The organism is Savagea serpentis, from assembly GCF_015351395.1.
GTDB lineage: Bacteria > Bacillota > Bacilli > Bacillales_A > Planococcaceae > Savagea > Savagea serpentis.
Genome location: NZ_JADKPV010000002.1, coordinates 1 through 14,479, shown reverse-complemented (window position 1 = coordinate 14,479; position 14,479 = coordinate 1). Strand labels below are relative to the sequence as shown.

Genomic DNA, 14,479 nt, shown 5'->3' with positions numbered 1-14,479 from the left:
TCTTTGACCTTTTTTGACTAATTTAATTATATGCAAAATGAACATGTTTGACAAAAAATACGCTCATTTTTTCATATGGAGACGTTCCCGAAATAATTTCGCACGGAACACATCTCGTTCGTCAGCATTCAATTCTGCATTTGCATACTGTTGTAAAAATGCCGGTTGCATAAAAATCATAAGCTCATTTAAAATCGACATGTCAACGTCTTGAATCAATCCTAAGTCAATCCCTAAACGAACATCCGATAAGCATTTTGCCGCTTCACTCGATGGTAAGAGTCTCGCATAAGTGATGGTACCTAATGAACGAAATAACTTATTTTCTAAAGCGATCCGTGATTGTTGTAGCAACATATCACGCGAGCGTCGTTCATGAGAAATTAAACGCATCACAATGTGCTTTAACTCTTGTAAAATTTCATGCTCTGTTTTGCCAAGTGTGATTTGATTCGAAATTTGATAAATATTACCTGGCGCTTCGCTACCTTCTCCGTAACTACCACGCACGACAATTCCTAAACGCGAAATCGCCGGAATTACGCGTTCCATTTGACGCGTAATTGTTAAAGCAGGCAAATGCATCATGACCGATGCACGCATTCCTGTCCCTGTATTCGAAGGACAACTCGTCAAATAGCCGAACTCTCCATCAAACGCAAATTTCAGAGGGCTCTCCAAATAATGATCGACGAGTTCTGCCTGCTCATACGCTCTTTCCAATTGCAATCCTGGATAGATACATTGAATACGTAAATGATCCTCCTCATTGATTAAAATACTTTGTTTTTGATCTTCACTTAATGCGACAGAACCGATATCTTTTTTATTCGCTAAATCTGGACTAATAATATGTTTTTCGACAAGCACTTGACGTTCTAAAGCTGAAATTTCATTCATATCAATCCATTCATGCACTTCTTCTTGTAGAGCTTCTTTTACCCGCTTGCGCACTTCCATCGCATCATCTTTCGTAAACATCGTCGGAAATTTAATACCTTGTATATTGCGGGCGAGGCGAATTCTCGTTGACATGACGATATCCGACTGCTCTCCGCCACCTTGCATCCACCCAGTAGAGGCATTATCGATAAATCGTTCAATTGTCATTTGAATCCCCTCCGCTACTTAATTGAGTTTCAAGCCGAATCGCTTCATCACGTAACATCGCCGCATCTTCAAAACGCTCCTCTTTCACCGCTTCATTCATCTGTTCTCGCACTTCTTTAATTTTTCGTTCTAACGCAAATGCTTCTGGATAATATGCTGGAACTTTTCCGATGTGGCGTTCGTGACCATTGTGTAATTTATTAAATACATTCGGTAATTGCTCACTAAATGTTTCATAACATTGTTCACATCCAAATCGTCCTTTTTTCAAAAATTGTTCGTATGACATTTGACAGTTCGTACAAAGTATCGAGGCTTCCTGATATGGGCGAACTTTACTTACTGTTTCCGGTTGTCCGAACCAATTGCCTAAAAACTGTTGCATCGTCATCGGTTGTGGTTGCATCGAATACTTTCCTTCATTGGATTCAAATGCGCATTTCTCGCATAGTTGATATTCTTTTCGTCCATCCATCGTCTCTTTCGTTACAAAAACAGTCGCTTCTCTCGCTTGACAGCTATCACATAACATAAGGAAAATCACCTCTCTATTTGAATTATCTCCATATTTTGAAAACGTATACATTCAGTATAAAGAACTGCTCGTTAAAAATTAAGCAATATATGAAAAATCAACGATAATATAATGTTTCGATCATCGAATGAACAATTTTTGCACGCCAATAATCCGCTTCTGGCAAGGTAGAATCTAATACCGCCCGGGAAACTCCCGCTAATAACATTCGCGCCTCACGTTCTGTCACAATCTCTTCTTTTAGTAACATGTACATTACATCTTCCACTACTCCGTAAGAAGCGCTTTGCCCAAGCATTTGTAAAGCATGGTCTAACACATCTTTTTTAGAGTGGAGTTGGATTTGGTAAATGCGGATATACCCGCCTCCGCCACGCTTTGATTCCACTGCATAGCCACGCTCCATCGTAAAGCGAGTATTGATGACATAGTTAATTTGTGACGGAACACATTGAAATCGTTCAGCAACTTCATTACGTTTAATTTCAATTGCCCCATCGTCCTTTTCCAATATCGCTTTTAAATATTGTTCGATGATGTCGGTAATATTTTTCATGCAATCACCTTCTCTCCATTGACTTTGACTATCTTTGACTTAATTATATTCTTTTTTTAAAAGTGTCGCAACTCATTCGAATCAAGAAATTTAAAAACGTGGTCACTCGCTAAGAGAGACCACGTTTTTATTTAACCTTCTTCCGCAGGAGTAATTGTCGTGTTTTCAAATGTTTGGACAGGTAAGAAAAAGTCTCCTGTATCCGCATATTGCACACGCAATACATCTCCTTTTTCAACGTAAACCCCAAGGGGTGCCGATTCTGTTGAAATGAGATAGTTTTGACCATTCGTTGCTAAAATACTAATGATTGTCGCTTCGTTTACTCGCTCTTTAAAAACTCGTTCGACCGTGATTGTCGCTTCTTTCACTTCTGCGTTAGAAGTTCCTTCTACTCTACTACCTCCACGTTGTAAAGCCGTTTTATAAAGCTTTAATGCTTCATTTGGTGAGTTGGCATAAACAGAGATTTCAGGATTCGCTGCAGATACGATGAAATAGTTTTGTAAAAAGCCATTGGAGTCAAGTACAGGCACGAGCCAGCTCGCTTCGCCATAAAAATTGTACAAGACAGGCATTTCGCCAAGCCATTTCTTTTCAATAAATTTCTTCTCGACAATTTGAAGGGCCCCTTCAGAATCCATGTAAGACTCTTCCAAGTTCCCTGTATAGTAAGTCGCTTCTCCTGTACGCGCATCTGTTAACGCGTATCCGAGCATCGAATCGACTTCTTCTTTCGGGCTTGTAAAATCAGTGAAGTAATACATGTGACCCGTTTCATCAAAGACGGGGTTCACACTCGCTTCTACTCCTTCATCAGAAGGAATTTTCACATCTTTTTTACCGAATAAAGAGTTAAAAAATCCGTGTACGTATTTTCCGTAATAACTATTTTGCAAGCTGACCGCTTCCGGTGCCACTGCACCATCGATAAATTCGGGGATTTCAGAAAGTGCATATTTCATCGTTTTCCCCGTTTCCGTATCGACCATGACGATTCCTTGAACGTCAAATCCATCACGCGCTGTAATGAATTTTCCGTATGAGGCAATGTAGAATGGTTTTCCTTCATCATCAACTTCCAATTGTGCTTTTCCGTAATAAATGAGCTCTGGGTGATCCATTCGCATATGACGTTCCACTTGTTTGCCGAAATACGCAGACGGTGTGTACGTCATTTCCGCTTTTACAAAGCGTGGATTGTCTGCCGAATCTGTCGCACTCATCGTAAAGTAGCCCGGTACTGTTTTACCGTTCCACCATTTAAAGAGTCCTGAAAATTCGACAGGTGCAATATATACAAATTCCCCGTTCACTTTTTGAATTTGTAAATTTCCGAGTTCATAATAACTCGTATTCGGTACTTGACCGAATGCTTTTTTCATTTTGTTGCGGACGAATTGAGGTGGAACGCTCGCTGGTTTTTTCGTTTCGTCAAATGGCGTAATTTCAATTTGTTCTTCCATTTCAACAGCAGCATATTTCTCGTCTGCATTCCAAACGGGCGCACTTAATATATAAACACCGAATCCGAGTGCGAGAAGAGCAATCACGCCTTTCGCTTTTTTCTCGACTCCTTGTGCGACTGTCGCGCCAAGAATCGCAAAAATTAAGACGATTAACCAAAGCGATGATAAATTACGATCTAAATTGGTCGCATAGTAAAAAATAAATATAGCGATTGAATAAATCATCGCATAGCCGATGAACCATTTCACTGGTTGATGGCGTCGCACAATTTCCTCTTCATTCTTTCTTTTTTTCGGAAGAAACGGTGTCATTAAAACAGCTAATAGAAGGCCGACAATAATTGAAAATAGAATGAGTTGTGTCATGAAAAATCCCCTCTTTCTTCTAGTATCTCTTTTACGTATGAAATACCCGATAGTTTCATTTTCAACACAAAAAAATGACCTTGGGCAAAAGGTCATTTTTAGGTAAGGGGTGTATCTCTATCAAAAAGTAGCAAAGTAACTACTTATTGAGCAACTGTTAATGGTGTTCGATCAATTTCGAACCCTAAGTCTTCAAGCATTTGGAAATCAGAATTGTTTTCTTGTCCTTCCGTCGTTAAATAATCGCCGACAAAAATAGAGTTCGCCACGTATAAACTCATCGGTTGCAAACTGCGTAAATTCACTTCGCGACCGCCTGATACACGAATCTCTTTCGTCGGATTCATATAACGGAAAAGTGCGAGCACTTTTAAATTGTAGCGTGGATTCAATTCATCTAAAGCTTCTAAAGGTGTTCCAGGAATCGCATGCAAGAAGTTGACAGGAATCGAGTCCGCATCTAAATTATACAAGCTGCGCCCCATATTAATAATATCTTCTTTCGTTTCTCCCATTCCGACGATGACGCCTGAACAAGGTGAAATTCCCGCTTCTTTTGCATAGTTAACCGTACGTACACGATCGTCATAATTGTGCGACGTCGTAATGCTTTTATGATGTTCTTCCGACGTATTAATATTGTGATTGTAACGGTCAACGCCCGCTTCTTTCAATTTCGTCGCTTGATCTTGTTTTAGTAAGCCAAGACAAGCGCACACTGTCATATCTGGGAACTTATCTTTAATACGCTTGACGGATTCTGTGACAATCTCCAGTTCTTGATCGCGCGGACCACGACCACTCGCGACGATACAAAACGTGCCTGCATTCGATGCCGCTGCACGCTCCGCTCCTTCAACGATTTCATCCGATTTCATCATCGCGTACTTTTCGACAGGTGCCTTTGAAACGATCGACTGTGCACAGTAGCCACAGTTTTCAGGACATAAACCTGATTTCGTATTCATGATCATATTTAACTTTACTTTATTCCCATAATAATGGTGACGAATCGTGTACGCCCCATCTAAAAGACTTAATAAATCACGGTCGGGACTATTTAAAATCGCGAGCGCTTCCTCATCTGTAATGACACGTCCGTTCAAAACTTCTTCTGCTAATGTTGCGTAATTCATTCCATTCATCTCCTTTTAATATGAGCAGTGCGGTAACCGAGCAATCCACAAACGACCATCAACACAGCATCTTTCGGCATCGGTGGTACGAGAGCGAGCCATGCGATTTTGTAACTGAATACTTCTGGCGCCTCCGCCCAAAACTTCCACGCATAATACATCCACGTCGTTCCGAATACGTAATTGATCACCGTTCCGACTGTCGCTGCAATGACGAAACCGACCTTTGTCGGATACGTTTCTGAAATCTTCCCTACGACATAAGCTACGATAATGAAAGATACGACAAACCCGAAAAATGGACTAAACAATTGTGCTGGTCCACCTTTAAATCCAGCAAGTACAGGAGCACCGATCAATCCGAGTGCCATATACAATGTCGTTGCAAGCACGCCGCCACGACTACCGAGCAAAAGCCCTGCTAATATTGCGAAAAATGTTTGCAACGTAATCGGAACACCTGCTACGACGAGAAAAGGTAAAAATGTCGTAATGTTCGCGCCGATCGCCATCAATGCCGCAAACATCGCTGCGTACACCATCATGACGAGTTTTTGTTGTCCTGTATTTAAACGATTCGTTTCATTTGCTGTTATATTCAATACGTTCACCTTCTAATTATTTTAGTTAACTCAATTACTATCATAAAACGCTTACATCTTTTATGTCAATACTTATTTTTAAAAAGTTAACTTAAATATTTTTATTTTCTTGAGAGATATTCGATATGTCGTCCGTTATAGTTAGTGAAAAGATAGGAGGGTTTCGATGATTACAAAACGAGAGCTGAAACAATTTCAAAAACAGAAAGAAACGAGCCTTCCGATTGTCGTTCAAACATATGGTGGTTTTGTCAAAGCAGTATGTCATTCCATCATCGCACCGATTGCAGGATCTGTTGCAGTCGATGAATGTGTCAATGATAGTTTTTTAAAAGCATGGAATAACGCCCGTACTTATAAGGGAGAGGTCGAACAATTTAAATATTGGCTCGGCACGATTGCGCGTCACGTCGCGATCGATCATTACCGACAATATAAGCGAAGGTTAGAAGAGGAAATTCCACTCGCCCATTTACCAGAACGAGCGACAACGGAGGAAGAAAGCGGCATTTTCCGCTATTTGAACGTTCTCGATGAGTTAGACCGACAAATTTTTTATTTAAAATATTATGAACTTTATTCCCAACGCGAACTCGCTGAACATTTTAATTTATCAGTCTCAAGTATCGACAACAGGCTATATCGAGGACGGAAAACGATCGAACGAGCTATTCAGAAAGGAGAGATTGACGATGACTGATCGAGAACGTAAACAATTGGACCAATTAGAGCCCTTACCATTTTCAGAAGAAGAACAACGACGAGTCATCGCACATATTCAACAACAAAAACAAACGAAAAAAACATCCTCTCTTGTAAAAGGATTACTCGCAATCGCATTATTATTTATGACTATCGTAAGTGCAAGCATCTTATCACCGACGATCGCTTCAACGATTCCACTTATGGAAGATATCGTGGCACTGTTCATAAAAGAAGAACCGACAGAAAAAGAAGTACACGAACGAAATAAGGAACTTTCCACTCCTTTACATTTAAAACAGCAATACGGTGAAGTGACGATTGATGTCGAACGTGCTGTCTACGACGGGGCATTTCTCGTAACCTATCTTTCCGTAGAAACAGAAAAACCATCCGACAAACCGTATGTCAATCTCCACGGAAATCCTTTGCAATGGAATGGGCAAGCTTTCACTGGAACGAGCAGACAAACATCATATCGAGTGTCTCCTCATAAAATGATCGTCGAGTTGCGCACACAAGCAGACTTTGTAGAAGCTCCGCCCGAAACGCTTCATATTTTTTGGAATGTTAGTGGCATCACATTTTATGAACATGATTTAGGAGATCATGAAACGACGTTTGAAGGCGATTGGGCTTTCCAATTCGAAGTCGAAAAGCAACCGACGACACGGATTGAAATTGAACAAACAGTCGAGCAAAAAGACTATACGTTCACCCTGCACTCCATCGAACAATCGCCTATTACAACGACGCTTCATTACGAAATCAAAGGGTTCAATGAAGAGGTGCTCGAAGGCTTTATTCTTTCCGTAAGAGATGAAAATGATTGGAACCATTACGCTTCTTACACGACAGGCGAAAAAGAGAACAACCGCTACAAAGCACGCGCTTACTATGAAGGAATTCCGCTAGACACTAGAGAATTAACGATTGAAATTCTACTCCCTAATCAACAAGAAGCAGACACTTTCACTTTTACGTATTAAAAAAAGCCATCATTTATCTGCGTGATAAATGATGACTTTTTCATTTTTTCGGTGGCATTTCATTTTTAGGGAATAAGAAAAAGGCTAAAATTCCACTTAAAAACATCGCCGCAATCGACAACCACATTCTCGTCGTCGGTGGCACTTCTTGATGGTCTTTATTTAAAATGTACCAACTGAACGATCCGACGATAAACATAATTGGCAAAATAAACATAAATACGCGCACGAGCCTCACCTGCTCCTTCACTATTTCTTCATCATATGTAGTTTACCATATGAATATGTCGACATTCTAAACTTTCCTGTTACACTGAAAGAAAATAGGAAAGAAGGGATAACCATGACACGACCGATTGTTTTATTCGATGGTGTTTGTAATTTATGCAATGGTGCCGTTCAGTTTATTTTAGCTCACAATGAAGCAGAAACAATTCAATTCGCTTCTTTACAAAGCGATATTGGTCAACAGCTTCTCGCTCATTACGGAGTGTCACCAGAAGTAGATAGCCTCGTTTTACTTAAAGATGGCGAAGCCTTTTTATATAGCGATGCTGCTTTAAAGATTGCTCAGCAATTAACATTCCTGTATCGTTTCCTCGGTACGATCGGACTTCTCGTACCGCGACCGATTCGCAATATCGTTTATCGGATCATTGCGAAATATCGTTACCGATTATTTGGTAAACGTGATGCTTGTCGTCTCGGTACTCCTGAAGAAATGGCGCGATTGATAACATCAAAACAGAACGATTAATAGGCGATACCGACACGGCTCTGATTGAACTTTTGATTCATTAATTCATCGTACACAAATTGAGCAGTATCCCCGACTGAAATCATCTTCCCATCGACTGGTAAATAATCTCTTTCGACACGGTACTTTCCTGTCGCCTCTCCGTCTGGCAAGTACGTTGGACAAACGATCGTCCAATCGAGGCTTGTCGCTTTTAATTGATTGTATACACGATGATGTTCTTCCGCGGCGAATGTAAGCTTGCGATTCGAGTCTCCCGCTTCGTAACGAACTTTCGACGGATCTGTACGGCTTTGCAAAATTCCTGCTGTCCCGACCGTCACGATACGCTTCACTCCAAATTGTTTCATCGCTTCAATAATGGATGGAATCGCCTCTGTCAACGTCGTCGTTTTATCCGTCCCGAGGGCACTAACGACGAGATCAGCTCCTTCGATCGCTTGAAAAACATCCTCTTTCACACGGACGTCTCCAATCATTTGTTTTGTCGGTTGTTGCTTTAGACGCGAAGCATCTCTTACAAAAGCAGTAACAGCATGCCCTTCATCTAATGCGCGTTGCATGACGAGGCTACCGACACGCCCAGTCGCTCCAAAAATAATAATATTCATCTTTCTCCTCCTATCTTCTTTCTATCTATGTTACGGGTTGACGAGACATTACACAAAAAAAGTGTACAGAGTGAATTCACCCTATACACTTTCCTACTCTATTGAGATACTTTAATATCTTCTAATTTTTCTTCACCGTCATCGCACACTTCTTTTTTCTCAACGTAAACCGGTCCACCTTCACCGATCATGTTGAAAATTTTATCTTTTTCCTCTGGCAATTTATCTTTTACATTTTCAAATTTCGGTTCATATTGAATTTCACATTTTCTCATCTCAATCACTCCTCTTTCTTTTCTAAAGGCTCCGTGACTTGTTTACCATTAACTGTCTATTACCCTTATGAGTTAGGATTGAAACATATTATCAAGACTTGAAAATTTAAATATTTTGTTGTAATTGTGCATTTTCTTCCGGTGTAAAAATGCGCGAGCGTGTTAAAAATCGCTTTCCTTCCACACCTTCTAAAGAAAACATCCCCCCTCTTCCATCTACGACATCGATAATTAATTGCGTATGTTGCCAATACTCAAACTGACTTTTATGCATGTAGAACGGAGTCTCTCCGATATGACCGAGCAAAATGTCTTGACTGCCAATATAAAATTCTCCTGCTGGATAGCACATCGGACTCGATCCATCACAGCACCCACCCGATTGGTGAAACATGAGAGGTCCGTGTTTTTCACGCAAAAAATCGATGAGCTTCAACGCTGCTTCTGTCGCCACGACACGTTGTACGTCCATTGTTACCACCTCTTTTTAGAAAAAGCCTTGTGGTCCATCTGCATAACTAACGAGTAAGTTTTTCGTCTGTTGATAGTGACTTAACATCATTAAATGATTTTCTCTTCCGATTCCCGATAATTTATATCCGCCGAACGCTGCGTGTGCTGGATATTGATGATACGTATTCGTCCAAACACGTCCTGCCTGAATACCACGTCCCATACGATACGCTGTCGTCATATCGCGCGTCCAAACGCCTGCACCTAATCCGTAAAGTGTGTCATTCGCAATGTCGAGTGCTTCTTCTTTCGTTTTGAATGTCGTTACCGAAAGAACCGGGCCGAAAATTTCTTCTTGGAAAATACGCATTTTATTATCGCCTTTAAAAATTGTCGGCTTCACGTAATAACCATCTTTTAAATCTCCGTCCATCTGGTTTTGTTCGCCACCGATTAAACATTCCGCGCCTTCTTGCTTTCCGATATCGATATACGATAAAATTTTCTCCAGCTGCTCTGTCGAAGCTTGAGCGCCCATCATGACAGTCGGATCGAGTGGATTTCCTACTTTAATTTGTTTGACACGTTCTAATGCCCGCTCCATAAATTGATCGTAAATCGATTCATGGATGAGTGCACGCGACGGACACGTACATACTTCTCCTTGGTTTAAAGCGAACATGACGAGTCCTTCGACCGCTTTATCTAAAAAGCCGTCATCTTGCGCCATCACATCTTCAAAGAAAATATTCGGCGACTTACCGCCAAGTTCGAGTGTGACCGGTATAATGTTTTCCGTCGCATATTGCATGATGAGGCGACCTGTCGTCGTCTCTCCTGTGAAAGCAATTTTGCCGATACGCGGATTCGTCGCGAGCGGTTTACCTGCTTCTAAACCGAATCCGTTCACGATGTTGACGACTCCTGCTGGTAGCAAGTCCTCGATTAACTCCATCATGACCATAATCGAAGCAGGCGTCTGTTCTGCTGGTTTTAAAACGACACAGTTTCCTGCAGCGAGCGCCGGTGCTAATTTCCACACACCCATTAAAATTGGGAAGTTCCACGGAATAATTTGACCGACGACTCCGATTGGCTCATGGAAGTGATAGGCGACCGTATCGTTATTAATTTGACTAATGCCACCTTCTTGCGCACGTATCGCACTCGCAAAGTAGCGGAAATGATCGACCGCGAGCGGAATATCCGCATTCAACGTTTCGCGTATAGCTTTCCCGTTATCCCAAGTTTCAGCAACAGCTAACAATTCTAAGTTATCTTCCAGTCGATCTGCGATTTTCAGCAAAATGTTCGCACGTTCTTGTACCGATGTCGTTCCCCAAGCATCTTTCGCAGCATGTGCAGCATCGAGAGCGAGTTCGATATCTTCTGACGTAGAGCGAGCGACTTTCGTAAATACTTGTCCTGTAATTGGTGTGACATTTTCGAAATATTGTCCTTTGACCGGTGCAACCCATTTTCCTCCGATGAAGTTGTCGTATTTCTCTTTGAATTGGACGAGCGATCCTTCTTCATTCGGATTCACATATACCTTTGTTTCAGCCATTGTTCATTCCTCCTTGAGTTTACTATTCTATACACGAATTTTTGTAAACGCTTACATTTATTCGTTATCTTTATAATAACAAATAATAGCAAGGAGAGACAAATTATTTGTTTGAGGGTTTGTATTTAAAATTAAAAAAGAGAACTGCAATAATTAGTCGCAGTTCTCTTCTCTTTATTATTCGTCTAAAAATACTTTCATCTCTTCTGGTAATGTATGAAGATCGATTCCCCAAACGAGTGGCAATAAAATATAAATACTCGCTGTGATGAGGAAAATACAGAAAATATTGATCCAAAATCCTGCTTTCACCATGTCGTTAATTTTCAACAAGCCTGAACCGAAAACAATTGCGTTCGGAGGCGTAGCAACCGGTAACATGAACGCACATGAAGCGGCAATTCCTGCTGCAATCATTAAAGCATACGGATGCACTTCCAACGCTACTGCTAGAGCAGCCATAATTGGAAACATCATCGTCGCGGTTGCTGTATTCGACGTCACTTCTGTTAAGAACAGGACGAGTGTTGCGACGATCGCAATGACGATAATTAAGTTCACATCTTGTAAAATTGTTAACTGTTCACCGATCCACTGAGCAAGACCTGAGTCTTTAAATCCTGTAGCGATCGCTAAACCACCACCGAATAATAGTAAAATTCCCCAAGGAACTTTCACCGCATCTTCCCAAGTGACTAGACCACCTGTACGCGTCTTTTTAGACGGTAAAATAAAGAGCAATAAAGCCGCAATGATCGCGATTGTCGTATCATTCACACGGAGAGCGAAAAATTCTCCGATATTCGCAAATTCTACTTTTGCGATAAATGTACGTGTAATCCAGAAAAATGCAGCGAATGCGAAAACGAATAAGACGAGACGTTCTTCTTTCGACATTTTCCCTAATGAATCACGTTCTTTTACAATAACCTCTTTCCCACCAGGAATTTCTTTTAATTTTAACGGGAAAGCCATTTTCGTTAAATAAATCCAAACTAAAAACATTAAAACGACTGAAATTGGAACCCCGAATAACATCCATTTCGCGAATGAAATATCGATGCCATACATTTTATCGACAACACCTGCGAAAATCGTATTCGGCGGTGTACCGATTAATGTACCGAGTCCACCGATCGATGCTGAATATCCGATTCCGAGCATCAAGCCTTTACCGAAGTTCGTTTCTGCCGCATTCTCTTTAATCGCCGTATCGACGTGTGCGATGATCGCCATTCCAATCGGCATCATCATCATCGCTGTCGCTGTGTTTGAAATCCACATCGAGAGAAATCCTGTTGCGACCATAAATCCTAAAATGAGACGTTGCGTACTCGTACCGACGAATAAAATAATATTGAGGGCGATACGACGGTGCAAATTCCATTTTTCCATCGCAAGCGCAATAATAAATCCACCTAAAAATAAAAAGATTGTATTGTCCGCATACGAACTCGCAACCGAGCCTTCTACCGCTCCTGAAAGCGGAAACAAAATGAGGGGTAATAAAGATGTCGCTGGAATCGGAATCGCTTCCGTCACCCACCATGTCGCAATCCAAAGCGTACTCGCTAAAACAGCTAATGCTTCTTGGGACATCCCTTCTGGCGATAAAAATAATAATGTCAGTAAAAATAAAGCAGGCCCTAACAACAACCCAATATTTTGTGTGCTTGTCCGTCCTCTTGGGGGTTTAGAGTGGTCATTTTTGTGATCGTTTTCATTTGTCTGTTGAGCCATTTCCTTTTGCGCTTCTAAAGCGTTTTCTTTTTTCAAAGAAAACATGGAAAAGATACGTTTCGTTTGATCATGCCAGTCCCACATTTTTGCCCACATTGTGTTCATTTCCATCTTCTCCTTCTCGTATAATTCCCTTGTCATATAACAGGGATGAAAAATAATTTGTGTATGAATGTTTACCATATTAATATAGAAATGAAAGCTTTTCAACAAACTTTTTGTTAAATTTTTTCTTATTTTCTTATTTTCTGAATCTTTCTTTACTTCACTAAAGCGTGAGTGTCTTTAAGTCGCTTTTTTGCTCGTTCAGCACTTTGTGACAAAACTTTTCATTTTTAAAATTTCATGCTAACTTTGAAGGAGTAAGATATTTATAAGAGGAGGGCTCATTGTGCAAAGTAACCGTACGCGGGTTCAACAATGGATTCAAACATTTCAACAATTTTCAGCTACTCCGTCTGAAGGTGTGACTCGTCTCACATATTCAAACGAACATGTACAAGCACGTAACGAAATCATTCAAATTATGAAAGAAGCTCATTTAGACATAAAAGAAGATGGCTTCGGAAATATTTACGGAAAGTTAGTCGGGACAGATTCGTCTCTTCCTTCTATATTAGTAGGCTCTCATTTTGATTCTGTTCCGAATGGCGGAGCTTTTGATGGTACAGCTGGGGTTATCGCCGCCTTAGAAGTGGCAACATTACTTGCTGAACAAGGGCTCCAACCGAAACAGACAATTGAATTTATCGCACTTGTCGAAGAAGAAGGTGCTCGTTTTCCTGGAGGGCTAATCGGCTCTCGCAGTATGTTAGGTGAATTGCCCGTAGAAAAATTTGAACAACTCGTCGGATTCGACGGTTTAACGACAGTTGAAGCGATTGAGCAAAGCGGATTAACTCTCCCTCAAAGAAAAGCACGACCTATCGATACAATCGCTCGATATATTGAACTTCATATTGAACAAGGACCACTTTTAGAAAATAACGATACGGATATTGGGATCGTAGAAAGTATCGTCGGATTACGTCACCTCGTAATTACTGTAAAAGGTGAAGCAGGGCATGCAGGAACTACTCCGATGGACTTGCGAGCAGATGCACTCGTTGCTGCAAGTAAAATTATCGCGAATTTACCAACGCTCATTCACGATCAAACAGAAGCAGGCACGGTCATTACAGTCGGACACTTAAATGTTTTCCCTAACGGATCGAATGTCATCCCTCATACTGTCGAATTTACGATTGACTTGCGATCAAGTACAAGGGAATCACTGCAAATTGCAACCGAGCGACTGTACGATTATTTAAAACTTCATGAAACGGAACAAATTCAAGTAGAATTAACTGAAAAACTTCAGGTTGAACCGATAAAAATGGATAAAATCATGAATGATTATTTAAAACAAAGTTGCAAACAAAGAAATTATACATTTTTGGATATGCATAGCGGAGCTGGACACGACGCGATGGTATTCGCAAAATATGTTCCTTCTACTATTTTCTTCGTTCCAAGTCATAAAGGAATTAGCCATTCTCCGAAAGAATGGACGGAAATTGAAGATTTATGTAAAGGTATTGATATTTTATTCGATCTCGTCATTCAAGAAAG

Annotated in this window: 16 protein-coding genes; 4 read left to right on the top strand and 12 right to left on the bottom strand. The window is 40.7% G+C overall.

Annotation, left to right across the window (positions count from 1 at the left end; genetic code table 11):
* Positions 1-63: 63 nt before the first annotated feature.
* From IRY55_RS06100 to IRY55_RS06075, 6 genes are all read right to left on the bottom strand, one after another.
* A complete protein-coding gene (locus IRY55_RS06100; RefSeq protein ID WP_194562424.1) occupies positions 64-1,110 on the bottom strand; it encodes a protein arginine kinase in 1,047 nt (348 codons plus the stop codon).
* Positions 1,100-1,642: a UvrB/UvrC motif-containing protein gene (locus IRY55_RS06095; RefSeq protein WP_194562423.1), complete on the bottom strand. Its 543-nt coding sequence runs from the start codon at positions 1,640-1,642 to the stop codon at positions 1,100-1,102. The genes IRY55_RS06100 and IRY55_RS06095 overlap by 11 nt, the downstream gene beginning before the upstream one ends.
* A 100-nt stretch (positions 1,643-1,742) precedes the next feature.
* On the bottom strand, positions 1,743-2,201 hold the full coding sequence (locus tag IRY55_RS06090; protein ID WP_194562422.1) for a CtsR family transcriptional regulator: 459 nt from the start codon (positions 2,199-2,201) through the stop codon (positions 1,743-1,745).
* 131 nt (positions 2,202-2,332) lie between these two features.
* On the bottom strand, positions 2,333-4,036 hold the full coding sequence (locus IRY55_RS06085; RefSeq protein WP_194562421.1) for a hypothetical protein: 1,704 nt from the start codon (positions 4,034-4,036) through the stop codon (positions 2,333-2,335).
* 143 nt (positions 4,037-4,179) lie between these two features.
* Entirely contained in the window at positions 4,180-5,172 is a 993-nt protein-coding gene (gene bioB, locus IRY55_RS06080; RefSeq protein WP_194562420.1) for a biotin synthase BioB, read from the bottom strand.
* Positions 5,173-5,177: 5 nt separating this feature from the next.
* A complete protein-coding gene (locus IRY55_RS06075) occupies positions 5,178-5,783 on the bottom strand; it encodes a biotin transporter BioY (RefSeq protein WP_408015136.1) in 606 nt (201 codons plus the stop codon).
* A gap of 157 nt (positions 5,784-5,940) precedes the next feature.
* On the opposite strand from IRY55_RS06075, the gene IRY55_RS06070 reads away from it, so the two are divergent.
* Both IRY55_RS06070 and IRY55_RS06065 read left to right on the top strand, forming a co-directional pair.
* Positions 5,941-6,474 carry a sigma-70 family RNA polymerase sigma factor gene (locus IRY55_RS06070; protein WP_194562419.1) on the top strand — a complete coding sequence of 178 codons (534 nt, stop codon included), beginning with the start codon at positions 5,941-5,943 and terminating at the stop codon, positions 6,472-6,474.
* Complete coding sequence (locus IRY55_RS06065; protein ID WP_194562418.1) at positions 6,467-7,465, top strand: DUF4179 domain-containing protein; 999 nt, start codon at positions 6,467-6,469, stop codon at positions 7,463-7,465. Before IRY55_RS06070 ends, IRY55_RS06065 begins: the two co-directional genes overlap by 8 nt.
* 40 nt (positions 7,466-7,505) lie before the next feature.
* Here IRY55_RS06065 and IRY55_RS06060 read toward each other — a convergent pair whose 3' ends face one another.
* Positions 7,506-7,694 (bottom strand): histidine kinase, encoded by a 189-nt coding sequence (locus tag IRY55_RS06060; protein ID WP_194562417.1) that lies wholly within the window; start codon positions 7,692-7,694, stop codon positions 7,506-7,508.
* A 114-nt stretch (positions 7,695-7,808) separates the two neighbouring features.
* Between IRY55_RS06060 and IRY55_RS06055 the strand changes: the two genes are divergently transcribed.
* Complete coding sequence (locus tag IRY55_RS06055; RefSeq protein WP_194562416.1) at positions 7,809-8,222, top strand: thiol-disulfide oxidoreductase DCC family protein; 414 nt, start codon at positions 7,809-7,811, stop codon at positions 8,220-8,222.
* Here IRY55_RS06055 and IRY55_RS06050 read toward each other — a convergent pair.
* The 5 genes from IRY55_RS06050 to IRY55_RS06030 all read right to left on the bottom strand — a co-directional run bounded on the left by IRY55_RS06050 (position 8,219) and on the right by IRY55_RS06030 (position 12,973).
* On the bottom strand, positions 8,219-8,833 hold the full coding sequence (locus IRY55_RS06050) for an NAD(P)-dependent oxidoreductase (protein WP_194562415.1): 615 nt from the start codon (positions 8,831-8,833) through the stop codon (positions 8,219-8,221). The two genes, IRY55_RS06055 and IRY55_RS06050, sit on opposite strands and share 4 nt — an antisense overlap.
* Positions 8,834-8,931: 98 nt before the next feature.
* A complete protein-coding gene (locus IRY55_RS06045) occupies positions 8,932-9,108 on the bottom strand; it encodes a hypothetical protein (protein ID WP_194562414.1) in 177 nt (58 codons plus the stop codon).
* 106 nt (positions 9,109-9,214) lie between these two features.
* Positions 9,215-9,580 carry a DUF779 domain-containing protein gene (locus tag IRY55_RS06040; protein ID WP_194562413.1) on the bottom strand — a complete coding sequence of 122 codons (366 nt, stop codon included), beginning with the start codon at positions 9,578-9,580 and terminating at the stop codon, positions 9,215-9,217.
* A gap of 15 nt (positions 9,581-9,595) precedes the next feature.
* A complete protein-coding gene (adh, locus tag IRY55_RS06035) occupies positions 9,596-11,128 on the bottom strand; it encodes an aldehyde dehydrogenase (RefSeq protein ID WP_194562412.1) in 1,533 nt (510 codons plus the stop codon).
* Between the two features lie 177 nt (positions 11,129-11,305).
* Positions 11,306-12,973, bottom strand: coding sequence for an SLC13 family permease (locus IRY55_RS06030; protein ID WP_194562411.1), 1,668 nt, complete (start codon positions 12,971-12,973; stop codon positions 11,306-11,308).
* Positions 12,974-13,259: 286 nt separating this feature from the next.
* Here IRY55_RS06030 and IRY55_RS06025 point away from each other — a divergent pair.
* Positions 13,260-14,479: M20 family metallo-hydrolase (locus IRY55_RS06025; RefSeq protein ID WP_194562410.1), on the top strand; the 1,220-nt coding region annotated here is incomplete at its 3' end.

What these genes read in the sequence shown, in the direction of transcription:
- IRY55_RS06100 (WP_194562424.1), bottom strand. Translation starts at nt 1,110, where the DNA reads ATGACAATTGAACGATTTATCGATAATGCCTCTACTGGGTGGATGCAA.
- IRY55_RS06095 (WP_194562423.1), bottom strand. Translation starts at nt 1,642, where the DNA reads ATGTTATGTGATAGCTGTCAAGCGAGAGAAGCGACTGTTTTTGTAACG.
- IRY55_RS06090 (WP_194562422.1), bottom strand. Translation starts at nt 2,201, where the DNA reads ATGAAAAATATTACCGACATCATCGAACAATATTTAAAAGCGATATTG.
- IRY55_RS06085 (WP_194562421.1), bottom strand. Translation starts at nt 4,036, where the DNA reads ATGACACAACTCATTCTATTTTCAATTATTGTCGGCCTTCTATTAGCT.
- bioB (WP_194562420.1), bottom strand. Translation starts at nt 5,172, where the DNA reads ATGAATTACGCAACATTAGCAGAAGAAGTTTTGAACGGACGTGTCATT.
- IRY55_RS06070 (WP_194562419.1), top strand. Translation starts at nt 5,941, where the DNA reads ATGATTACAAAACGAGAGCTGAAACAATTTCAAAAACAGAAAGAAACG.
- IRY55_RS06065 (WP_194562418.1), top strand. Translation starts at nt 6,467, where the DNA reads ATGACTGATCGAGAACGTAAACAATTGGACCAATTAGAGCCCTTACCA.
- IRY55_RS06055 (WP_194562416.1), top strand. Translation starts at nt 7,809, where the DNA reads ATGACACGACCGATTGTTTTATTCGATGGTGTTTGTAATTTATGCAAT.
- IRY55_RS06050 (WP_194562415.1), bottom strand. Translation starts at nt 8,833, where the DNA reads ATGAATATTATTATTTTTGGAGCGACTGGGCGTGTCGGTAGCCTCGTC.
- IRY55_RS06045 (WP_194562414.1), bottom strand. Translation starts at nt 9,108, where the DNA reads ATGAGAAAATGTGAAATTCAATATGAACCGAAATTTGAAAATGTAAAA.
- IRY55_RS06040 (WP_194562413.1), bottom strand. Translation starts at nt 9,580, where the DNA reads ATGGACGTACAACGTGTCGTGGCGACAGAAGCAGCGTTGAAGCTCATC.
- adh (WP_194562412.1), bottom strand. Translation starts at nt 11,128, where the DNA reads ATGGCTGAAACAAAGGTATATGTGAATCCGAATGAAGAAGGATCGCTC.
- IRY55_RS06030 (WP_194562411.1), bottom strand. Translation starts at nt 12,973, where the DNA reads ATGAACACAATGTGGGCAAAAATGTGGGACTGGCATGATCAAACGAAA.